Here is a 20,925-nt window from a genome sequence, read left to right on the forward strand (position 1 = left end):
CATCACGCCTCACGCAGCTCGAAGCAGGAGAAAAGTTGCTGTAAATAAGGCCACAATTGCGCCGCTTCAGCAGGCGTAATACTGGTGCCCAAAGTGGGGTCGAGCATGCTCTGCCCACGGGCCAACTGCACCACAAAGTGCGTCACCCCCTGCCCGGCCAAGCGCTCGGCCAGTCGCTGCAGGCGCTGACAGTCAAACAGCTGCCAGTGCACAGTGGTACGGCATTCATAGGCAACACCACTTTCCAGAAGTATGTCCAGACTGTTCCAGTTAGCCTGGCCACTGCCCGCCACTCCAGTGATCAGCGCCACATCGTCCTCCAGCGCCTTGACGTCAAACCCCACCCAGTCACATAGCGGCAATATTCTGCGAAAAGCCCCCGGCTTGATTCCCGCGCTGTGCAGGCCCACCTTGAAGCCCAACTCACGCACCTTTCGCATGGCGTCCGGTAGGGATTTTTGCAGGGTCGCCTCACCGCCACTGAACACCACAGCCTCGAGCAAACCACGGCGTTTACGTAGAAAGCTCAGCACCTGTTGCCAACTAATATCGGTGGGTACGCGTGCGCGGATCAGTTCCGGGTTATGACAATAGCTGCAGCGCCAGGCACAGCCCTGACAAAACAACACACAGGCCAGATGACCGGGGTAATCGAGGGTCGTCATGGGCAGCAGGCCGCCGATTCGGATTGGCGTTTCCAGTGCATCAGGTGAGCCAGACTGTTGACAGGGGCTACTCATACAACCTCCTTGCTGGACGCAAAACGCCGCCCGCTCACGCGCATGAGAAATGCGCTGAACGGGCGGCGGCAGGTTACTTAGACTTATTTGGACTCGACAAAATGCCGACGCTCACGGTGCTCCGACTGCTTGCCGAGGTTGAAGGCTGTCACCGGACGGTGATAACCCATCACGCGGGTCCAGACTTCACAGCGCTGGCGTTGGGCTTCTGGTAATTGCTGGGCAGTGCTCATGGTGATACTCCTTGTTGTGGGGGAAATAGTTAGCCGCCGCAGGCACCGCAGCAGGACTTTTTGTTCAGCAAAGCTTCATCGCACTTCGGGCAGAACTCATGTTCGCCGGCCAGGTAACCGTGCACCGGGCAGATCGAGAATGTAGGAGTCACCGTCAAGTACGGAAGGCGATAGCGGCCCAGGGCTGTGCGTACTAATTTTTTGCAGGCCTCGGCGGACGAAATTCGCTCGGCCATGTAGAGGTGCAGCACCGTGCCGCCGGTGTATTTGCACTGCAGAGCATCCTGCAGTTCAAGCGCTTCGAAGGGATCGCTGGTAAACCCCACCGGCAACTGCGAGGAGTTGGTGTAATACGGCGCCTCGGCGCTGCCCGCCTGGAGAATATCGAAGAAGCGTTTCTGGTCTTCCTTAGCAAAGCGGTAGGTGGTGCCCTCGGCCGGTGTAGCTTCGAGGTTATACAAGTGCCCGCTGTGCTCCTGAATCTCGACCAAGCGTGCCCGTACATGGTCGAGCAAACGCAGACAAAGCTCGCGACCGGCTTCAGTGTGCAGGCCCTGCTCATCATCGCTGTAGTTGCGAAGCATCTCGTGCAGGCCGTTCACCCCGATGGTGGAGAAGTGATTGCGCAAGGTGCCCAAGTAACGTTTGGTATACGGGTACAGGCCGTTATCCATGTGGTGTTGAATGACCTTGCGCTTGACCTCCAGGCTTTCATAAGCCAGCTGCAACAGCTCGTCTAAACGCTGCAGCAAACCCTCCCAGTTCTGCCGGAAGCTATAACCCAAACGCGCGCAGTTGATCGTCACCACGCCCAGCGAACCGGTTTGTTCGGCAGAACCAAACAGCCCACCTCCGCGCTTGAGCAACTCGCGCACATCCAGTTGTAAGCGGCAGCACATCGAGCGCACCTGATTGGGCTGCATATCAGAGTTGAGGAAGTTCTGGAAATACGGCAAGCCATAGCGCGCCGTCATGTCGAACAGGCGCGTTGCGTTGTCACTGTCCCAGGGGAAATCGTGGGTGATGTTGTACGTCGGGATCGGGAAGGTGAATACCCTGCCCTTGGCATCGCCGGCCATCATCACTTCGATGTAGGCACGGTTGATCAGCTCCATTTCGGCTTGCAGTTCGCCGTAACAAAACGGCATTTCCACTCCGCCAATCAGGGGCACCTGCTCACGCAGATCCTCCGGGCAAACCCAGTCGAAGGTCAGGTTGGTAAATGGGGTTTGTGTACCCCAGCGTGAAGGCACGTTGAGGTTATAGATGAACTCTTGCACCGACTGACGTACCTGGGCGTAGCTGAGGCTGTCCTTGCGCACATAGGGTGCCAGATAGGTGTCGAAGGAACTGAAAGCCTGGGCACCGGCCCACTCGTTTTGCAAGGTGCCGAGGAAGTTAACCATCTGCCCCAGAGCGCTGGACAGGTGCTGCGGCGGTCCTGCTTCAACCCGCCCGGGAATTCCGTTGAGGCCTTCGTTAAGCAAAGTACGCAGTGACCAGCCTGCGCAGTAACCAGCGAGCATGTCGAGGTCGTGGATATGCAGATCGGCCTCGCGATGGGCCAAGCCGATGGCCGGACTGTACACCTCTTCCAACCAGTAATTGGCGGTGACCTTGCCCGATACATTGAGGATCAAGCCTCCGAGTGAATAACCCTGGTTGGCGTTGGCCTGCACGCGCCAGTCTTCGCGTGACAGGTATTCATTCATCGATGCAGCTACGTCGATCAAGCTGTGGCGGTCGCGGCGCAGGCGGCCATGACGCTCGCGGTAAACGATATAAGCGCGGGCGGTCGCGTAGTAGCCCGCCTCCATTAGCACTCGCTCCACAGTGTCCTGCACCCGCTCCACATCAAGCGGATGTGGCGGAATCAAGCGTGCATGCACAGCATCACTTAGGGCACGCACCTCCTCACGAGTGAACTCACCGCTGGCCTGGCCAGCAGCGTCAATGGCACGCTCGATCTTGCGAAGGTCGAAGGGGACTTCGCTGCCATCGCGCTTGAGTAATACCTGCGGCATAAAGGTTAATTTATCGAGCTGCATCACTACCTCCAAAAACACATCATCTAGTTATATCACCAGAAATAAACACAACATGATGTGTAATCTACTCGCGAAGCCGGGTTATAACTTGACCACGGTCAAGAACCACAGAAAAGCCTCTGTGATGAGAGTCACGGCTGCAAAGTGCGTGTGAAAAGCCACAGGGGAAATTAAACAAAAAAGCCACGGCCGACCGTTAGATCCGCACGTGGCAAGCGACCTGCAAAGCAGGTCGAGGAGGGTAAAATCGGGTTATCCGCCGCTGGCGTTCATAAAGCGCAGCACCTGCACCTCACCACCCACGCTGAACTCATGGCGTAGCGGTTTGCTCGCCAGACCGGCATTGATGGCGTTCAGCAATGGGGTGTCGGTTTCCGGATAACGGCGCAGCAGCGCGCGCAGATCGATCGAGTTTTCGTGGCCCAGGCACAGCAACAGACGCCCTTCAACTGTGAGCCGCACGCGGTTGCAGGTGCTGCAGAAGTTGTGGCTGTGCGGCGAGATAAAGCCAATCCGACTATCGGGAAAATCTTTTAGCCGCACATAGCGTGCCGGCCCACCGCTTTGCTCGGCGCTATCGACCAAGCTGTAGCGCTCGGCAATTTGCTCGCGCACCCAGTCACTGGAACAGAAACTCTCGCCACGGGAGCGCCCCACTTCACCCAGCGGCATTTCTTCAATAAAACTGATGTCCAACCCGCGGTTGACGGCGTAATCCACCAGTTCAACTACCTCATCGGCGTTCCGGCCCTGCATCACCACGGTATTGAGCTTGATCCGCTCGAAACCTGCCGTACTGGCGGCGTTGATGCCAGACAACACCTGCGTCAATTCGCCTGTGCGAGTGATGGCGCGAAAGCGCTCGACGCGTAGGCTATCGAGACTAATATTCAGCCGCTTGACCCCCGCATTAGCCAGCGGTTGTGCCATCTTGCTCAGTTGCGAGCCGTTGGTGGTCATCACCAGTTCGCGCAAACCCGGCAACACGGCAATCTGCTCGCACAGACCAATGATGCCCTTGCGCACCAGCGGCTCGCCGCCGGTGAGGCGAATTTTCTTCACCCCGTTGCGTACGAACAACGCCGCCAGGCGATACAACTCTTCCAGGCCCAGCACTTGTTGGCGCGGCAGAAAGGTCATGTCTTCAGCCATGCAATAGACACAGCGAAAATCACAGCGATCGGTCACCGACATGCGAAGGTAATCGATGTGACGGCCAAAACCATCCTGCAGACTGCTTTCCATCTCACGCTCCTCAATGCGCCTGGCCTTAGCGACCTGGCCGCTGATTACTGCAACAGAGGCGAATCCGCGCCTTCCAACACGATGCCCTGGATGTCTGCGGCACCGATCAGGCCTTTGATGTACTGAACCACAGCTACCTGCCAGACGCGTTGATCCAGCTCAGCGCGGATGGAGCCCTCTACCACTTCGAAAGGCAACTGCTTGCCCTCGATACGCTGGTCCACCCATACCAGATGAAAACCGTAGCGGCTTTCTAGTGGCCGACCGGCCAAGCCTTCCGGTAGGCGAAACAGCTGTCGCTCAAACTCGGGGACCGTTTGCCCCTGGCTGATCTGTCCAAGCGCGCCACCTTGAGCCTTGGAAGGACATGCTGAATGAGCTTGCACTAACTCGCCAAAAAGGCTGGCATCAGCCTGCAATTGCGCGAGTAAAGTATGCGCCTGCTCATTAGCCAGCGAGCGCCCTTCTACATCATCTGCAGCGCAGGCCAGCAGGATATGCCGCGCTGCCAACAACGGCGCGCTGGCAAAGCGTTCCCGGTTATTTTCGTAATACTGCCGGCACGCTTTAGGATCTGCGCTGGGCAGCACCACTTCGCGCTTAATTAGTTCGCTAATAGCCGCTTCTTCGCGGCTTTCGCCATCAATAGGCTGTACCTTGAGGCCTAGGGCGTTTATACGCTGGGTCAACAGCTCACGAATTACCAACGCCTGGCTAGCCAGAAATACCGCTTCTTGGCGAGTATCAGCCGGATGGTACTGAAGCTCTTGAGCAATATTCTCAACCGCCAGGCCGATACCATTGACTTTGATTCGAGGCCACTCTTGCTCACTTGAGGCGATCAGCTCCGGTGCCTCGCTGGCCGCTTGATTGTCGGCCTCGCGCACCGGCGGAATAAACTCCTGCACAGTAGGCAATTCAACTGGCGCCAGAACAGGCTCTTGCCCACCAGCGCACCCCCCGCCCCCATTTCCACCACCGCATCCACACGCCATGACGGTACTCCTCGCTTAGAACAGGGCACAGCGTGCCCCGCACAACAGATGATTTAGATAACCGGCCGAAACCGCAGACTCAGCCTTTTTGCCGCACTATTTGATAGCGTCGACCCAGGTACCACACCGGCGCGCTGACGATGTGTACTAGACGGGTGAAGGGAAACAGCACAAATAGAGTCAGGCCGAGGAAAACATGCAGCTTGTACACAAGGCCCACCGGAGCAATAGCTGTAGCAGCCTGTATCGGTTGCAGCAGAACCACGCTTTGTGCCCAGTTACCGAGCATCACCATCACCGAGCCGTCCATATGTTCGGCCGAGGCGAAAATAGTGGCCAGGCCAAGTAGCAGCTGCACCAGCAGCACCACCAGGATGAGGATATCCGAGGTGCTGGAACTGGCGCGTACCCGTGGGTCGGTAAGACGACGCTTGAGCAGCATCAGCAGACCAATCAGGCACAGCACACCGAAGAAGCCACCAGAAACCATCGCCAAAAGCTGCTTGTTCTCGGTGCTGATCGCATAGTGATAGACCGAGGCGGGAGTAAGCAGGCCGACAAAGTGCCCGGCCAGCACGAACAACACTCCGACGTGGAACAGGTTGCTGGCAATGCGCATGTAGCGCTGCTCAGCCGGATTGCGGTTCATCAGCTGACTGGAACCGGCCCGCCAACTGTATTGCGACAAATCGAAACGCGCCCAGCTGCCAAGCAGACAGATGGCCAGAGCAATGTAGGGATAGACCCCGAACAAAAGCAGATCAACCTTAGACATGACGTGCCTCCTGGGGCAGCTCGCTGGCTAACCCGTCCTGTTGGAAATCAACCCAGTGCAGCGGTACCGCGGACTCCTCCCGGGCTTTGCCGGGCAGCGTGGTCTGACTGGGGCAGCGGTCCTGCTGCTCAGCCTGCATAAAGTCGACGGCCTCCTCTTCCCAGATCTTGTCCAAGGCTTCCAACGAGTCGTCGCGTACTTCGGCGGCGACCTGCTCGCGCACCTCGGCCATAGCCGTCTGCGGTTCCACGCCGGCAATTTGCAGCAGCGCGCGGAAGCAGCCGGCGTAAGCGCTTTCGCGCTCCTCCAGGCGGGTTGCCAATAGCGCCAGCAAATGTGCGACATCAGCCAGGCCCTCTCGGGCCTCCAGGTCTTCACGGGTGGAGAGGTACTCCAGATAGAGAGGGATGTAATCCGGCAGCTCTTTGACGCCGATGGCAAAACCGGCCTCTTCGTACTGCGCCATAAGGTCGACCATGGCCTGGCCACGATCACGCGACTCACCATGCACATGCTCAAACATCAGCAGGGACAACGAACGACCGCGACCAAACAAAGCCCCGTAGTGCTCTTGGGCGTCCATCAGGTCGTTGTCGCAGAGCAGCGCCAGTAACTCATGCAGCGATGCGCGTTGCTGCGGGCTGGTTTCACGGCTGGCGGAAATTGCCGCCACCAGTTCATCACGGCCGTCGAGCAATAGCTCGGTCGGATAATCCAGCAACAACGAGATTACCTTGAGAATTTGCATGCTCAGTCCTCCCACAACTGTACGGTTTTCAGGATGTCGCGCTGGTTGGCCTTTTTCGCCCCGAACATGTTGGTGTCAGAGCTGCCGCTGCAACCGCTGCCGAAGCTGAAACCACAACCGGAGCGCTCGGCGAAGGCATCGCTCATAGCCTCTTCGCGGTGCGCGGACGGAATCACGAAGCGATCTTCGTAGTTGGCGATGGCCAGGTAGCGGTACATATCTTCGACCTGGGCCACGGACAGCCCCACGTCTTTGAGTACTTGCAGGTCCTGGACGCCCTCCACCTGTTCGGCACGCTTGTAGGCGCGCATCGCCAGCAAACGCTTGAGCGCCAGTTTGACCGGACGCTCGTCACCGGCGGTAAGCAGATTGGCCAAATAACGCAGCGGAATACGCAGGCTGTCGACATCAGGGATCACCCCGTTCATGCCCACGGTGCCAGCAGTGGCGGCATTTTGGATTGGCGACAGTGGTGGTACGTACCAGACCATCGGCAGCGTGCGGTATTCCGGGTGCAGCGGTAGGGCCAGCTTCCAGTCCACGGCCAGTTTGTACACCGGCGATTTCTGCGCCGACTCGATCACCGACATCGGCACACCATCGGCAAGTGCCTGCTTGATTACGGCCGGGTCATTAGGGTCGAGGAAGATATCCAACTGTTTCTGGTACAGGTCCTGCTCGTTCGGCGTACTGGCCACTTCGGCGATCCGGTCTGCGTCATACAGCAATACGCCGAGGTAGCGGATACGCCCAACGCAGGTTTCTGAACAGACAGTCGGCATACCGGCTTCGATGCGCGGGTAGCAGAATATGCACTTCTCGGATTTGCCACTCTTCCAGTTGTAGTAAATCTTCTTGTACGGGCAGCCGCTGATACACATGCGCCAGCCGCGGCACTTCTCCTGGTCGATCAGCACGATGCCATCTTCTTCACGCTTGTAGATCGCCCCGCTCGGGCACGCAGCCGCGCAGGTCGGATTCAGGCAGTGCTCGCACAGACGCGGCAGGTACATCATGAAAGTATTTTCATACTCGCCATAAATGTCGGCCTGGATCTTGTCGAAGTTTTTGTCCTTACGACGTTTGGCGAACTCGGTGCCGAGGATCTCTTCCCAGTTCGGGCCCCACTCGATCTTCTCCATACGCTTGCCTGTCAGCACCGAACGCGGCCGTGCGACCGGTTGATGCTGGCCTAGCGGTGCGGTGTGTAGGTGCTGGTAATCGAAATCAAATGGTTCGTAGTAGTCATCAATGCTCGGTAGATCCGGGTTGGCGAAGATGTTCGCCAATACGCGGAACTTACCGCCGATGCGTGGGTTGATCGAGCCATCCTTGTTGCGCACCCAGCCGCCTTTCCATTTGTCCTGGTTTTCCCACTCTTTCGGGTAGCCGATACCAGGCTTGGTTTCAACGTTGTTAAACCAGGCGTATTCCATGCCTTCGCGGCTGGTCCAGACGTTTTTACAGGTAATCGAGCATGTGTGGCAGCCGATGCATTTGTCGAGGTTTAGAACCATGCCGACCTGTGAACGAATTTTCATCTCAGCTCTCCTCAGAGGTCTTTTGGCAGGGGTTGTGGCAGGGCGTCGCCACCCAGACCGCCGACATCGGTGCCGTCGAGCCAGTCCACCTTGCTCATCTTGCGCACCACAACGAACTCATCACGGTTGCAGCCAACAGTGCCGTAATAGTTAAAGCCGTAAGACTGCTGGGCGTAGCCACCAATCATGTGGGTCGGCTTGAGTACCACGCGGGTCACCGAGTTGTGGTGGCCACCACGGGTCTTTGTGGTTTCCGAGCCAGGCACGTTCACGATCCGCTCTTGAGCGTGATACATCATCACCATTCCGTCTTTAACCCGTTGGCTGACCACTGCACGGGCAGTTAGCGCACCGTTGGCGTTGAAGCATTCGACCCAGTCGTTGTCCACGATGCCGGCGCGTTTCGCGTCGGTTTCCGAGAGCCAAACAATCGGCCCACCGCGGCTCAGGGTGAGCATGAGCAAGTTGTCGGTGTAGGTGCTGTGGATACCCCATTTCTGGTGCGGAGTAATCCAGTTGAGGACGATTTCTGTATTACCGTTCGAGCGTTTGTCCTTCACATAATCGATAGTGCGGGTGTTGATCGGTGGCCGGTAGCTCATCATCTCCTCACCGAAGGCCTGCATCCACGGGTGATCCTGGAAGAACTGCTGACGCCCGGTGATAGTGCGCCACGGGATGTACTCATGAACGTTGGTGTAGCCGGCGTTGTAGCTAACATGTTCATCTTCCAGACCAGACCAGGTCGGGCTGGAGATGATCTTGCGCGGCTGGGCCTGAATGTCGCGGAAACGAATCGCTTCGTGCTCTTTAGGCACTGCCAGGTGGCTGTGATCCAGACCGGTAAATTCAGACAATGCCGCCCACGCTTTAACCGCCACATGACCGTTGGTTTCTGGGGCCAGGGACAGAATTACCTCGCAGGCATCGATGGCGCTATCGATCTTCGGCCGACCTAGGCTCACGCCCGCTTCGCGCACCTTATAGTTGAGCTCGCCAAGGAAATCGACCTCATGCTGAGTGTTCCAGTTGATGCCCTTACCGCCGTTGCCGTTCTTATCCAGCAACGGGCCGAGGGACGTGAATTTCTTGTACACGTTCGGGTAGTCGCGTTCGACAACGCGCATGTTCGGGCAGTTCTGGCCCGGAATCGGGGCCACTCCTTTAGTTTTCCAGTCCATGCCGCCAAACGGCTGCGCCAGTTCACCTGGGGTATCGTGCAGCAACGGCGTGGTGACGAAGTCCTGCTCAACGCCCAGATGACCTTCCGCCATTTTCGAGAAGTGCTTGGCGATACCCTTATAGATTTCCCAGTCGGAACGCGATTCCCAGGCAGGATCAATCGCCGCCGACAGTGGGTGAATGAACGGGTGCATGTCTGAGGTGTTCATGTCGTCCTTCTCGTACCAGGTCGCCGTCGGCAAGACGATGTCCGAGTACACGCAGGTGGAAGACATGCGGAAGTCCAAGGTGGTGACCAGATCGAGCTTACCGATTGCCCCCTCGTCTACCCACTCAACGTCAGTCGGTTTGACCCCGCCACGCTTACCAAGGTCTTCGTTCATCACGCCGTTCTTGGTTCCCAGAAGGTACTTGAGCATGTACTCGTGGCCCTTACCCGAGCTGCCCAGCAGGTTGGAACGCCAGATGAACATATTACGAGGGAAGTTGGCCGGGCTATCCGGCTGCTCACAGGAGAAGCGCAGGCTGCCGTCTTGCAGCGACTTGGTCACGTAATCTACCGGCGACATACCGGCGGCAGCTGCGTCACGGGTGATCTGCAGCGGGTTGCGGTTAAGCTGCGGAGCACTCGGCAACCAACCGCCACGTTCGGCGCGGATGTTGTAGTCCAGTGCGTGTTCGGGGAACTGTGACTTGTCGGCCAGCGGCGAGAGAATCTCGTGCATGCTCATCTTCTCGTGCCGCCACTGCGAACTGTGGTTGTAGAAGAAGCTGGTACCATTCATCTGCCGAGGTGCCGGACTCCAGTCCAGGCCGAAGGCCAGTGGCAACCAACCGCACTGCGGACGTAGCTTTTCCTGACCAACATAATGCGCCCAGCCGCCACCGGTTTGCCCTACGCAACCACACAACATAAGCATGTTGATCAGGCCACGGTAGTTCATGTCCATGTGGTACCAGTGATTCATCGCCGCACCGACGATGATCATGCTGCGACCTTTGGTCTTGTCGGCGTTATCGGCGAATTCACGGGCGATCTGGATGGCTTTTTCGCGACTAACGCCAGTGATCTGCTCTTGCCAGGCCGGCGTGCCTGGGACATCAGCATCGTCGTAATCTTTGGCTACGTTAGCACCGCCAAGACCACGATCAATTGCCAGGTTGGCGGCAGACAGGTCGAACACGGTAGCGACTTTGGCGGTGCTGCCGTCAGCGAGGGTGATGCTGCGCACAGGTACGCGACGCAGTTGCACTGTCTCACCCGCGACGTGCTGAAAATGTTCGTGAGTTTGGCCGCCGAAATACGGGAAAGCCACTTCGGCCACGTCCTCGCCGATCAGGCTCAGCTGAAGATCAATCTCACGGCCTGTACCTCCTTCCAGGGCCTGGATGTTCCACTTGCCCTTCTCGCCCCAGCGATAACCGATCGAACCCAGCGGCGACACCAACTCATTACTGTTGGTATCCAGGGCGATGGTTTTCCACTCAGGGTTGTTCTCTTGGCCGAGATTGTCAGCCAGGTCGGACGCGCGCAGGAAGCGATCCGGCTGATAACTGCCGTCAGCATGATCCTTGAGCAACACCAAAACCGGTAAGTCGGTGTAGCGTTTGGCGTAATCCTTGAAATAAGCACTCGGCTTGTCGAGGTGGAACTCTTTGAAGATCACGTGGTTGAACGCCTGCGCCAAGGCAGCATCGGTGCCCTGTTTGGGGTTCAGCCAGAGGTCGGTGAGTTTTGCCACCTCGGAGTAATCCGGGGTGATCGAAACAGTTTTGGTGCCCTTGTAGCGAACTTCAGTAAAGAAGTGCGCATCCGGGGTACGGGTCTGCGGAACGTTAGAACCCCAAGCGATGATGTAGTTGGAGTTGTACCAGTCGGCCGATTCCGGCACGTCGGTCTGCTCGCCCCACACCTGTGGCGAGGACGGCGGCAGGTCGCAATACCAGTCATAGAAACTAAGGCAAGCACCGCCTATCAACGATAGGTAACGGGCGCCAGCAGCGTAGCTGACCATTGACATCGCCGGGATCGGCGAGAAGCCAATCACCCGGTCTGGACCGAACTCTTTGACGGTGTAAACGTTGGCGGCGGCGATAATTTCATTCACTTCATCCCAGCTAGAACGAATAAAGCCACCCATGCCTCGCTTACTCTTGTATGAGTCTGCCTTGACCGGGTCAGAAACAATGCTGGCCCAGGCGTCTACCGGCGCCATGGTCTGCCGCGCTTCACGCCACAATTTGAGCAACGGCTTGCGGATTTTCGGGTACTTGAGACGGTTGGCGCTGTAGATATACCAGCTATAGCTGGCACCTCGTGGACAGCCACGTGGTTCGTGGTTGGGCAGGTCGTTACGGGTACGCGGGTAGTCGGTCTGCTGGGTTTCCCAGGTAATCAGGCCGTTCTTCACGTAAATCTTCCACGAGCAGGAACCGGTGCAGTTCACCCCGTGGGTGGAACGCACGATCTTGTCGTACTGCCAGCGTGAGCGGTATACGTTCTCCCAATCACGGGATTCCTTGCGGGTCTCACCGTGACCATCGGCGAACTCACCCTGCTTACGATTAAAGAAGCGCAGCTGGTCGAGTAGGTGGCTCATTTTTTCTTCCTCTCAGGCTGAATGCAGGCGACCCTGCATTCGTCATTTCTTAGATTCGGTTAATGACTCAGCAGGGTGTCTTGGCACCCTTGCGTGCGTACCACCACCAGGTCACCAGAATGCAACTCACGTAGTAGCCAACGAACACATATAGAGCGACTTCGGGACCACCGGTCAGGGCGATGGAAGAACCGAATGATTTAGGAATAAAGAACGCACCAAAGGCGCCAATCGCCGAGGTGAACCCCAGCACCGCAGCAGACTCTTTGCCGGCAGCCTTGCTGGCCAGCTCTTTAGCAGCGGCGCCTTTACCTGCGCTCCAACCTTCATGCAGGGTGCGGAAAATTACCGGAATCATGCGAAAGGTCGAACCGTTACCAATACCGGTGGTGACGAACAGCAACATGAACATGGTCAGGAAACCGTAGAAGCTCCCGGCGCCACCGTCCTGGGGCAAGAAGTGAATAACGCCGAACACAGCGGCAATCATCAGAACGAAGTTCCACAAGGTCACCCGTGCACCGCCCAGTTTGTCCGCTACCCAGCCGCCCAGCGGGCGCATAAGCGCACCGACAAACGGCCCAAGGAAAGCAAACTTCAGAGCATTAACGTCCGGGAATGAGTGTTTGATCAGCAGCGGAAACGCGGCCGCAAAGCCGATGAACGAACCAAAGGTGGCCAGGTATAACCAACACATCAACCAGTTGTGCTTGCGTTTGAAGATCACCGCCTGTTCAGAGAAGGACGCGTTAGCGCTGCTCAGATCGTTCATGCCAAACCAGGCAGCCACTGTCACCGCGATAATCAGCGGTACCCAGACGAAGCCTGCATTCTGCAGCCACAACTGGCCGCCTTCAGCTAACTCTTGGGCCTCTCCTCCCGCAGCGCCAAACAGGCTGAAACCAATCACCAGGGGCACCAGAAACTGCATCACCGATACGCCCAGATTACCCAGGCCGGCATTCAAGCCCAGCGCGGTGCCTTGCTGCGATTTAGGGTAGAAGAAGCTGATGTTGGACATCGACGAAGCAAAGTTTCCGCCGCCAAATCCGCAGAGCAAGGCAATGATCACGAACACGCTGTAAGGCGTCGCCGGGTTCTGCACGGCAAAACCCATCCAGATGGCCGGGACCAACAGTGAAGCAGTGCTCAACGCCGTCCAGCGGCGCCCGCCGAAGATCGGCACCATAAACGAGTAGAAAATCCGCAACGTTGCGCCGGACAACCCAGGCAGAGCCGCCAACCAGAACAGCTCATCCGTGCTGAAGCCGAAACCAATGGCGTTAAGGCGCACGATCACCGTGCTCCAGACCATCCATACGGCAAACGCCAGCAACAGCGCGGGGATCGAGATCCATAAATTGCGGTTAGCAATAGACTTACCGACCGTGCCCCAAAAATGAGGGTCTTCTGGTTGCCAGTCCTCAATCACCGGCCCCTTGGGGGGAGGGAGATTGCTGGTCATGTTTTTGGTTGCAGACATAACTGTCTCCTTAAGCGTCAGAAGCAGAAGCCATCGGGCTCGAAGAGCCATGGCCCATAACCGGGGTACTGCGAACTTCGCTGAAGTACATCCAGATCAGGGAAACCCAGACCACGCCGTACATGAGCATGAAGCAGGAACTACGCACGCCCGTCAGATCTACCAGCGCACCAAACATGATCGGCAGCACAAAGCCACCCAGGCCGCCGGCCAGACCGACGATGCCGGACACAGCACCCATACGATCAGGGAACTCATCGGAGATGTATTTGAAAACTGAGGCCTTACCGAACGCGAACGCGATACCCATGACGAATAGCAGCACGGTAAACACGGTTGCGTTTAGGCCTAGATGAAAGCTTTGCGGACCATCGACGGTTTGTACGATCAGGCTGGTTTGTGGATAGGAAAGGATGAACAGGCAGATCCAGCTCACCCACATCACCCACCACGTCACGCTATGGGCGCTCCACTTATCAGACATCCAGCCACCGATGGCGCGAAGCAGGCCACCTGGTAAGGAGAAACAGGCGGCCAGTAACGCAGCGCTCTGCAGGGAGAACTCGTACTCTTGGACGTAGTACTTGGTCATCCACAGGGCCAATGCGACATAGCCGCCAAACACGATCGAGTAGTACTGGCAGTAGCGCCATACCCGAGGATCTTTAAGGGTTTTCAGCTGCTCGGCGAACGACACCGAACTGGGCATGCGGTGCTTCTTGTTCTCGTAGGTGAAGAACCAGAACAGCACGGCCGTGATAAACATGATGGCCGAGTAGACTTTGGGAACCATCTGCCAACTGCTGGCAGCGATAATCGCTGGTGCGACAAATTTGGTCAGCGCAGCACCCGCATTACCGGCACCAAACACCCCCATAGCCGTACCTTGAGTTTGCTTGCTGAACCACTTAGCGACATATGCGATGCCCACCGAGAAAGATCCACCGGCCAGACCGACAAACAGACCCAGCACTAGGAACTGCCAGTACTGGGTGGCAGCACTGATCAAGTAAATCGGCAGCACGCATGCCAGCATCAGCAGTAGGAACACAATGCGCCCACCAAAGCGGTCGGTGAGCATGCCCAACGGTAGGCGTACCAGCGACCCGGTGAGTACCGGCGTTGAGACCAGCAAACCGAACTGAGTTTCGTTGAGCTGTAATAGCTCTTTGACGGGTATCCCCAGTACAGCAAACATCATCCACACCATGAAGCAGATGGTGAATGCGGTGGTACTCATGCCCAGCACCAAACCTTGCTGTACTTTCTGGCTTACCATGACCGCTCCCCGCATGTCTGTTCATGGGGGCAGGCTAATCTCGTATCTCCGGAGATAATTGACCTAGATCAAGGGAGCCCATCGCTTCCAAGGCCTACCATCGCCGCATCTACCACTAAAGTGGTAGCGCCAAAATCAACCAATAAATCCATTAGAATCAATAGCTTGAATAACAAGTGCAGTATTCAAAAATTTCTGAACCTTGGCCAAAATCTCTTTAGAGGTAGCCGTCATGCTTGACTGGCTGAAAAGCTCACTACCGGCTCGAGCCGGGCTCGCAGTCATACTGATTGCCGCACTGGCATTCTCCAGCGCCTTCAGTGCAGTGTTGATTGCCTGGGTCAGCGAGGACGACGCTGCGGCCATCAATACTGCAGGTTCGCTGCGTATGGCCACTTACCGACTGAACTGGCAGCTGGAGGCCAACGCCTCGCCCGAGCAAATTGCTCAACTAAGCAATGACATGCAGCGGCGCCTCGACAGCAGCCCCCTGCAGCACTTACTCAACGAGCAGACCGAAACCCCTCAGCAACTAGCTTTCGGGAGCATTTTCAAAACCTGGGATACACAGCTGAGGCCGGCGCTTCAACGGGGCGACAAAGTTGCGTTCCAGCAAGCATCGGCAGGGTTTGTCGACCAGCTCGAACAGTTTGTGCTTTTGTTGCAGAAGCTCAGTGAAAAGCGTCAAAGCTGGCAGCAGAACATTCAGGGTGCAGCACTGCTGTTATCGGTGGTAATCCTGTTGATCGGCATGTACGAGCTACAAAGCAGTGTGATCAACCCACTACAGGAGATAGTGGGCACCACGGAGCGCTTTCGTGCAGGTGATCTGAACGCGCGTGTCGAATACCGTTCCGCGGACGAACTGGGGCAGATGGCCCTGAGCTTCAACAGCATGGCTGACGCCATCGAGGAGTCGCACCGTACTCTCGAGTCGAGGATTGCAGAAAAAACCCAGGACCTCGAACAATCTAATGCGGCGCTGGCGTTGCTTTACTTGAGCAGCCGCAGCATGGCCAGTAACCCGGCCAACGCAGAGCAACTGGACGAGTTGATCGATCACTTTCAGCAGCGCCTGCCGGGCCTGCGCCTGACCCTCTGCCTGCGAGGCGATGCCAATGAGCCAGTTGAACATTTGATTGCACTGCACGGCAACGAATCGAGAGAAATCTGCGCACGCAACGACTGCGCCAGCTGTGAACGCCACCAAGGACCGAGTCGGTTAATCTTTCCGGTCAGCGCCCTGGGCGAAAGCCTGGGCGAATTGCGCGCGCATTACCTAGACAGCCACTCTCCACGCATCTGGGAGCAAGAGCTAATTCAAGCGCTGGCCAACCTGATCGGCACCTCTCTACTGCTCGAACATCAACGCGAACAGGATAACCGTTTACTCCTGCTGGATGAGCGCACCATTATCGCCCGTGAGTTGCATGACTCACTGGCCCAGGCCTTGTCCTACATGAAGCTACAAGTCAGTCGCCTACAGACCCTGATTCGCCGCGGCGAATCAGGTGAGCAACTGATCCAGGTCAGTGATGAGCTGCGTGACGGACTGAATAATGCCTACCGCCAACTGCGCGAGCTACTAACTACTTTCCGCTTGCAAATCCAAGAAGGTGGCATCGACCAGGCGTTCAACGACACCGCCCGCGAGTTCGCCGAACGCGGCAATATCCGAATATTGCTGCATTGCGAGCCCCTGGCCTTTGGCCTCACCGCCACCGAGCAGATACACCTTTTACAGATCGTGCGCGAGGCATTATCCAACTGTACCCGTCATGCTCAGGCCAAGCAGGCCTGGGTGCATCTGCGTCAGCTCGGCGAAAAAGTCGAGCTATTGATCGAGGATGACGGCTGCGGCATTGCCGAAGGATTCGATACACGCCAGCACCATGGTTTAACCATAATGCAGGAGCGCGCCCGCAGCCTGAGCGGCGACCTCAACATTACCTCACGCACGCCCAGTGGGACTCGGGTCCATGTACTGTTCTGCCCCGAGTTCCTTCGCCAACCCAACAGAGACAATCCGTAATGAAGTCTTCCGCCCCTCACACGTTGTTACTGGTAGACGACCACCCCATGATGCGTCGCGGCATTCGCCAGCTAATAGAACTGGAGAGCGACCTGTGCGTCGTCGGGGAAGCCAATAACGGCGAAGAGGCCATCGTCCTGGTGGCGCAGTTGAACCCGGAGTTGGTGCTGCTGGACAACAACATGCCGCAACTCAACGGGGTAGAAACTCTCAAACGCCTGCGCGAGCAACACTACGACGGCAAGGTGCTGCTGTTTACCGTTTCCGATGCTGAACATGATGTTCGCGATGCAATGCGCTTTGGAGCCGACGGTTACCTACTCAAGGACATGGAGCCGGAGCTGCTGATCATGCGTTTACGTGAGGCTCTGCAGGGCGCGCTGGTGGTCAGCCCGGCGTTGACTACAGTACTTGCTCAGGCATTGCGCGCCCCGCAGAGCGCAAGCTCACTGGATCTGACTGACCGCGAGCGGCAGGTACTGAAGATGATCGCCGGCGGCCTGAGCAACAAAATGATCGGCAACAAGTTGGGCATCACCGAAGGCACGGTGAAGGTGCACGTGAAGAACCTGCTGCACAAACTCGGCTTGCGTTCACGCGTCGAAGCCGCTGTATGGTCGATGGAACACCTGCACTGAGCCAGCCGCTGTGCGTACCAGCTATTGGTCGTAGAGAAAGGTCTCATCCAATTGCGCAGCACTGTCGACAGTCACCATCAGGTCTTTGACCAAGCCGTCAGTCAGGCCATATATCCAACCATGCACTGCCAGACTCTGTCCTCGCCGCCAAGCACTCTGCACAATAGTGGTGTGGCAGACGTTGCGCACCTGGCGCTGCACATTCAGCTCGCACAATAAATTGACCTGTTGCTCGGCACTCAGCCCGGCAAAGCGTGGCAAGTTCTGATGATGTAACGCCTTGAGGGCTCGCAGCCAGTTATCAATCAGCCCCAGTGTCTCATGCCCCAGTGCCGCCCGTACCCCGCCACAGCCATAGTGGCCGCAGACAATCACTTGCTTGACCTGCAATACATCCACAGCGAATTGCAACACCGAGAGAAAGTTCATGTCGGTGGCAACCACCATATTGGCCACGTTGCGATGCACGAACAGCTCACCGGGCATCATCCCGACCACTTCGTTAGCTGGCACACGGCTGTCGGAGCAGCCGATCCATAGAAACTCCGGTTTCTGCTGACGCGCCAACCGAGGAAAAAAGTCCGGATCACGAGCGCTCATCGATTCGGCCCACTTTCGGTTGTTACTCAAAAGCTGCTTCACATCCACGGAGCCGTCCTCATTGATCAGTGATTAGCGGCACTCAAGCGTGAACATGCCAGCCCCTAGCATCTTGGATACTCAGCTATTGCACACTGCCTCCTTAGAGGTAGCCCCATGGGGGAATGGGCGTAGTTGAGCAGCGCGCATAAGATGGCAGCTTAGGAGGTGTCCCCCATGCTGACCGATTCAGAAAACCTCAAGGCCTTGCGCCAGCACCACTTGTTCAACCGGTTGCCCGAGGAGCTGTTCAACGAAGTCAGCTGCCTGGCTATTCACCGCAAACTGGACAGCAGCGAAGCGTTATTTCACCAGGGTGATATCGCCGATCGCTTCTACCTGTTACTCAATGGCCAGGTAAAACTCACCCGTGTATTGCTCGAAGGTCAGGAAAAGTTGGTGGAGGTTATTCACCCGGGCGAGAGTTTTGCTGAGGCCCTACTGTTTACTGGAGCCAAACATTACCCCGTAACCTGCAATGCGCTGAAGACCAGCAACCTGATCAGTATTGATGGCACCCACTACCGACGCTTGCTAGAAGAACAGCCGAAGATCTGTCTCGACCTGTTGGCCAACCTGAGTATTCGTCTGCACCAGCGCCTCGACGAAATCGACACCCTCACCGCCGGCAACGCCAGTCGCCGCGTGGTGCGTTTCCTTTGCCAGGAACAAGGTGATGACGGTAACGACCAGATTCATCTCAGCGTGCCCAAACGCCTGATTGCCTCGCAACTTGGCATCCAACCGGAAACCTTCTCTCGCATCCTGCACCGCTTAATCGATGCTGGGCTGATCGCCATGGAGCGCCGCAACATCCGTGTACTAGACCGCCCCAGCCTGGCCAACTACTACGAGTGAGCACCGCCTTGATGCGGTAGCCCAACAAAGGAGTGCTTATGTCCGCCCCTACCTTGCCCCTAGTTTATTCCTGCTCTGGCTGCTCGAATGTAGCGCAACTAGCCAATACACTTGCTGTGCGCCTCGATCGGGCCGGATTGGCGGAAATGTCCTGCATCGCTGGCGTCGGCGGTCGAGTGGCTTCGCTGGTCAATCGGGCCAGCAGCGGCCGCCCGATTCTCGCGCTCGATGGTTGCAAGTTGGAGTGTGTACGTGGCTGTCTTGAGCAGCATGGGGTCAAGGCCAACGTGCATATCATTCTCAGCAGCCTGGGTTTGAAGAAGCGCTACGGCGAAGACTTCAGCGGTGAAACCGTTGACCTGGTGTATGGGGAAATGGTCGAGTTGATTGCCAGCGACCGGCGTTTGCACAATCTGCAACAGAGTGCCCAGGCCTGACGCGATTTCTACTCCTCAGGGTTATCTGCTGCGCTACAGCCTTAACACCGGTCACGTACTGAAGAGCTAACTTGCCTTGGCAGTTGCCTGCTGCGCCAGATCATCGCGCAGCACTTCCCCTACCCGGCATAACGAGCGCCACAAGCGCGGAGGCAGTTGATCGGGGTCGAGACTGTCGATTAGATTTTTCATTGCCAAGCCCAATTCAGTATCACCCTCGATAACCAGACGTCGCCGGAAGAACAAGGTATCTGGGTCTTCCTGACGACTGGCAAGCAACACGAACTCACGCCAATTACCGCGGATGCATACATCAACAGGGGCCCGCGCGGCCATGCGCAAGCCTTCACGGTTTCGGGTGATGCACCACCCCAACTGCAGATCACTGACTTCTAAACGAAGCCAGCGGCCCTGCAGTAAATCGAACGCGCCCTCATTCACAGAAGCGGAAAAAAGGCGGGCTACAGCCGCTTCCAGCACCCAGCGTTGCAGGGTAAATGGCACATGCTTAGCCAGGCCTAAAAAAGGATCGGCGCTACGCAGCGCCCATTGCTGAACACTTAACACAGGCCAGCCTCCTCCGCATTGAGCATGCCCGGACGGCCATGCCAGTAACCATTGCAGCCTTGCGCCAGCAACGGCGGTAGGCCTCCTAGACGCACCGCATGGTAATCCGCTACCACCTGCGCCATGTCTTCAGCACGCGGGCTCAAACGCAAACAATCAATGCCGCTACGCTGCAACGCCGGATAGTCGGCCAGCAGGTTATTCACTCTCGCCGAAAGCGTTTGAATACCGTTGAGGGTAAATAGCGCTTCACCCTCCTGGCTTAGCAACGGAATACCTTCGGGGTAGCTGATGCAGCAAAACTGACAGTCGTCCTTTGGCCGATTCTCCGCACGGGCGGTGAAGCAGCGTGCCGAATACGCCAAGGGCAGATGACCGTAGGCAAACAGTTCCACCTCAGGACGTGGCCGTCCCAGCGCATCGAGCTGCTTTAGACAATCATGCAGCAGCGCCGCCGAACACTCCACCGGCGGCACCCAGCGTTGCAAGCCACAGTCTTGCAACTCGGCCAAGGCCGGAGCGTTGTACAAATTGAGCGCAGGACCAGCGACAAAAGGCAGGCCCTGCTCATGCAACAGCTGTACGGCGCCCATGTCGTTGGCTTCCACCAAAAGCTCACCGTTGTGGCACAAACGCTTGAGGCTGGACAGCTCGGAGGCAGCCTCGATCAACGCCAAACCGGAGATCACCAGTTCGGCCTTGGTGCACTCGCGCAGCTCGCGGGCCAACCCGAGCCAGTCGTCCAGCGACAGGGCGCGGCGCTTGGAGCACACTGTTTCGCCCAAATAGATGATATCGAGCGGCTGGCTCGTCATCTCTGCGTAAAAATCCAGAAGCTTTTCGCGGCTCCAGTAAAACAAAACAGGGCCCAGACTCAATTTCATA

The 20,925-nt window shown here is 57.2% G+C and carries 18 protein-coding genes; 4 read left to right on the forward strand and 14 right to left on the reverse strand.

Going from position 1 to position 20,925, the window contains the following annotated elements:
* Positions 1-2: 2 nt before the first annotated feature.
* The 11 genes from CUR33_RS16475 to CUR33_RS16525 all read right to left on the reverse strand — a co-directional run bounded on the left by CUR33_RS16475 (position 3) and on the right by CUR33_RS16525 (position 14,869).
* Entirely contained in the window at positions 3-740 is a 738-nt protein-coding gene (locus tag CUR33_RS16475) for an anaerobic ribonucleoside-triphosphate reductase activating protein (protein WP_420875462.1), read from the reverse strand.
* A gap of 83 nt (positions 741-823) precedes the next feature.
* Entirely contained in the window at positions 824-973 is a 150-nt protein-coding gene (nrdD, locus tag CUR33_RS16480; RefSeq protein ID WP_090253914.1) for an anaerobic ribonucleoside-triphosphate reductase, read from the reverse strand.
* 29 nt (positions 974-1,002) lie between these two features.
* On the reverse strand, positions 1,003-3,021 hold the full coding sequence (locus tag CUR33_RS16485) for a ribonucleoside triphosphate reductase (RefSeq protein WP_448703172.1): 2,019 nt from the start codon (positions 3,019-3,021) through the stop codon (positions 1,003-1,005).
* A gap of 252 nt (positions 3,022-3,273) precedes the next feature.
* Positions 3,274-4,266, reverse strand: a complete 993-nt coding sequence (moaA, locus tag CUR33_RS16490) for a GTP 3',8-cyclase MoaA (protein ID WP_090253917.1) — start codon at positions 4,264-4,266, stop codon at positions 3,274-3,276.
* 44 nt (positions 4,267-4,310) lie between these two features.
* Positions 4,311-5,261: a peptidylprolyl isomerase gene (locus CUR33_RS16495; protein ID WP_090253918.1), complete on the reverse strand. Its 951-nt coding sequence runs from the start codon at positions 5,259-5,261 to the stop codon at positions 4,311-4,313.
* Positions 5,262-5,340: 79 nt separating this feature from the next.
* Positions 5,341-6,036, reverse strand: coding sequence for a respiratory nitrate reductase subunit gamma (narI, locus tag CUR33_RS16500; RefSeq protein WP_090253920.1), 696 nt, complete (start codon positions 6,034-6,036; stop codon positions 5,341-5,343).
* Positions 6,029-6,784: a nitrate reductase molybdenum cofactor assembly chaperone gene (gene narJ, locus CUR33_RS16505; protein ID WP_289240327.1), complete on the reverse strand. Its 756-nt coding sequence runs from the start codon at positions 6,782-6,784 to the stop codon at positions 6,029-6,031. The genes narI and narJ overlap by 8 nt, the downstream gene beginning before the upstream one ends.
* Positions 6,785-6,786: 2 nt before the next feature.
* A complete protein-coding gene (gene narH, locus CUR33_RS16510) occupies positions 6,787-8,325 on the reverse strand; it encodes a nitrate reductase subunit beta (RefSeq protein WP_289240328.1) in 1,539 nt (512 codons plus the stop codon).
* 11 nt (positions 8,326-8,336) lie between these two features.
* On the reverse strand, positions 8,337-12,107 hold the full coding sequence (locus CUR33_RS16515; protein WP_090253925.1) for a nitrate reductase subunit alpha: 3,771 nt from the start codon (positions 12,105-12,107) through the stop codon (positions 8,337-8,339).
* A 67-nt stretch (positions 12,108-12,174) separates the two neighbouring features.
* Positions 12,175-13,572 carry a NarK family nitrate/nitrite MFS transporter gene (locus CUR33_RS16520; protein WP_289240380.1) on the reverse strand — a complete coding sequence of 466 codons (1,398 nt, stop codon included), beginning with the start codon at positions 13,570-13,572 and terminating at the stop codon, positions 12,175-12,177.
* A 28-nt stretch (positions 13,573-13,600) separates the two neighbouring features.
* The gene (locus CUR33_RS16525) at positions 13,601-14,869 is read right to left on the reverse strand and encodes an MFS transporter (protein WP_090253927.1); all 1,269 of its coding nucleotides are present in this window, start codon (positions 14,867-14,869) and stop codon (positions 13,601-13,603) included.
* A 232-nt stretch (positions 14,870-15,101) separates the two neighbouring features.
* Here CUR33_RS16525 and CUR33_RS16530 point away from each other — a divergent pair, with 232 nt between their 5' ends.
* Entirely contained in the window at positions 15,102-16,901 is a 1,800-nt protein-coding gene (locus CUR33_RS16530; protein WP_289240329.1) for an ATP-binding protein, read from the forward strand.
* Positions 16,901-17,539 carry a two-component system response regulator NarL gene (gene narL / locus CUR33_RS16535; protein WP_090253931.1) on the forward strand — a complete coding sequence of 213 codons (639 nt, stop codon included), beginning with the start codon at positions 16,901-16,903 and terminating at the stop codon, positions 17,537-17,539. Before CUR33_RS16530 ends, narL begins: the two co-directional genes overlap by 1 nt.
* A 21-nt stretch (positions 17,540-17,560) precedes the next feature.
* Here narL and can read toward each other — a convergent pair whose 3' ends face one another.
* Positions 17,561-18,187, reverse strand: coding sequence for a carbonate dehydratase (can, locus tag CUR33_RS16540; RefSeq protein ID WP_289240330.1), 627 nt, complete (start codon positions 18,185-18,187; stop codon positions 17,561-17,563).
* Positions 18,188-18,355: 168 nt separating this feature from the next.
* Between can and CUR33_RS16545 the strand changes: the two genes are divergently transcribed.
* Together CUR33_RS16545 and CUR33_RS16550 are read left to right on the forward strand one after the other, a co-directional pair.
* Positions 18,356-19,036: a Crp/Fnr family transcriptional regulator gene (locus CUR33_RS16545; RefSeq protein ID WP_090253933.1), complete on the forward strand. Its 681-nt coding sequence runs from the start codon at positions 18,356-18,358 to the stop codon at positions 19,034-19,036.
* Positions 19,037-19,074: 38 nt separating this feature from the next.
* Positions 19,075-19,473, forward strand: coding sequence for a putative zinc-binding protein (locus CUR33_RS16550; protein WP_090253934.1), 399 nt, complete (start codon positions 19,075-19,077; stop codon positions 19,471-19,473).
* Between the two features lie 66 nt (positions 19,474-19,539).
* Here the strand turns inward: CUR33_RS16550 and ubiT are convergent, their stop codons facing one another.
* Together ubiT and CUR33_RS16560 are read right to left on the reverse strand one after the other, a co-directional pair.
* On the reverse strand, positions 19,540-20,040 hold the full coding sequence (gene ubiT, locus CUR33_RS16555; protein ID WP_090253936.1) for a ubiquinone anaerobic biosynthesis accessory factor UbiT: 501 nt from the start codon (positions 20,038-20,040) through the stop codon (positions 19,540-19,542).
* Positions 20,034-20,924 carry a U32 family peptidase gene (locus tag CUR33_RS16560; RefSeq protein WP_090253938.1) on the reverse strand — a complete coding sequence of 297 codons (891 nt, stop codon included), beginning with the start codon at positions 20,922-20,924 and terminating at the stop codon, positions 20,034-20,036. The genes ubiT and CUR33_RS16560 overlap by 7 nt, the downstream gene beginning before the upstream one ends.
* Between the last annotated feature and the right edge of the window lies 1 nt (position 20,925).

The organism is Pseudomonas sp. FEMGT703P (assembly GCF_002786345.1).
In the GTDB taxonomy this organism is placed as follows: domain Bacteria; phylum Pseudomonadota; class Gammaproteobacteria; order Pseudomonadales; family Pseudomonadaceae; genus Aquipseudomonas; species Aquipseudomonas peli.

What these genes read in the sequence shown, in the direction of transcription:
- nrdD (WP_090253914.1), bottom strand. Translation starts at nt 973, where the DNA reads ATGAGCACTGCCCAGCAATTACCAGAAGCCCAACGCCAGCGCTGTGAA.
- narH (WP_289240328.1), bottom strand. Translation starts at nt 8,325, where the DNA reads ATGAAAATTCGTTCACAGGTCGGCATGGTTCTAAACCTCGACAAATGC.
- CUR33_RS16550 (WP_090253934.1), top strand. Translation starts at nt 19,075, where the DNA reads ATGTCCGCCCCTACCTTGCCCCTAGTTTATTCCTGCTCTGGCTGCTCG.
- CUR33_RS16520 (WP_289240380.1), bottom strand. Translation starts at nt 13,572, where the DNA reads ATGACCAGCAATCTCCCTCCCCCCAAGGGGCCGGTGATTGAGGACTGG.
- CUR33_RS16525 (WP_090253927.1), bottom strand. Translation starts at nt 14,869, where the DNA reads ATGGTAAGCCAGAAAGTACAGCAAGGTTTGGTGCTGGGCATGAGTACC.
- narI (WP_090253920.1), bottom strand. Translation starts at nt 6,036, where the DNA reads ATGTCTAAGGTTGATCTGCTTTTGTTCGGGGTCTATCCCTACATTGCT.
- CUR33_RS16515 (WP_090253925.1), bottom strand. Translation starts at nt 12,107, where the DNA reads ATGAGCCACCTACTCGACCAGCTGCGCTTCTTTAATCGTAAGCAGGGT.
- narJ (WP_289240327.1), bottom strand. Translation starts at nt 6,784, where the DNA reads ATGCAAATTCTCAAGGTAATCTCGTTGTTGCTGGATTATCCGACCGAG.
- CUR33_RS16530 (WP_289240329.1), top strand. Translation starts at nt 15,102, where the DNA reads ATGCTTGACTGGCTGAAAAGCTCACTACCGGCTCGAGCCGGGCTCGCA.
- CUR33_RS16545 (WP_090253933.1), top strand. Translation starts at nt 18,356, where the DNA reads ATGCTGACCGATTCAGAAAACCTCAAGGCCTTGCGCCAGCACCACTTG.
- CUR33_RS16560 (WP_090253938.1), bottom strand. Translation starts at nt 20,924, where the DNA reads ATGAAATTGAGTCTGGGCCCTGTTTTGTTTTACTGGAGCCGCGAAAAG.
- CUR33_RS16495 (WP_090253918.1), bottom strand. Translation starts at nt 5,261, where the DNA reads ATGGCGTGTGGATGCGGTGGTGGAAATGGGGGCGGGGGGTGCGCTGGT.
- CUR33_RS16475 (WP_420875462.1), bottom strand. Translation starts at nt 740, where the DNA reads ATGAGTAGCCCCTGTCAACAGTCTGGCTCACCTGATGCACTGGAAACG.
- moaA (WP_090253917.1), bottom strand. Translation starts at nt 4,266, where the DNA reads ATGGAAAGCAGTCTGCAGGATGGTTTTGGCCGTCACATCGATTACCTT.
- narL (WP_090253931.1), top strand. Translation starts at nt 16,901, where the DNA reads ATGAAGTCTTCCGCCCCTCACACGTTGTTACTGGTAGACGACCACCCC.
- CUR33_RS16485 (WP_448703172.1), bottom strand. Translation starts at nt 3,021, where the DNA reads ATGCAGCTCGATAAATTAACCTTTATGCCGCAGGTATTACTCAAGCGC.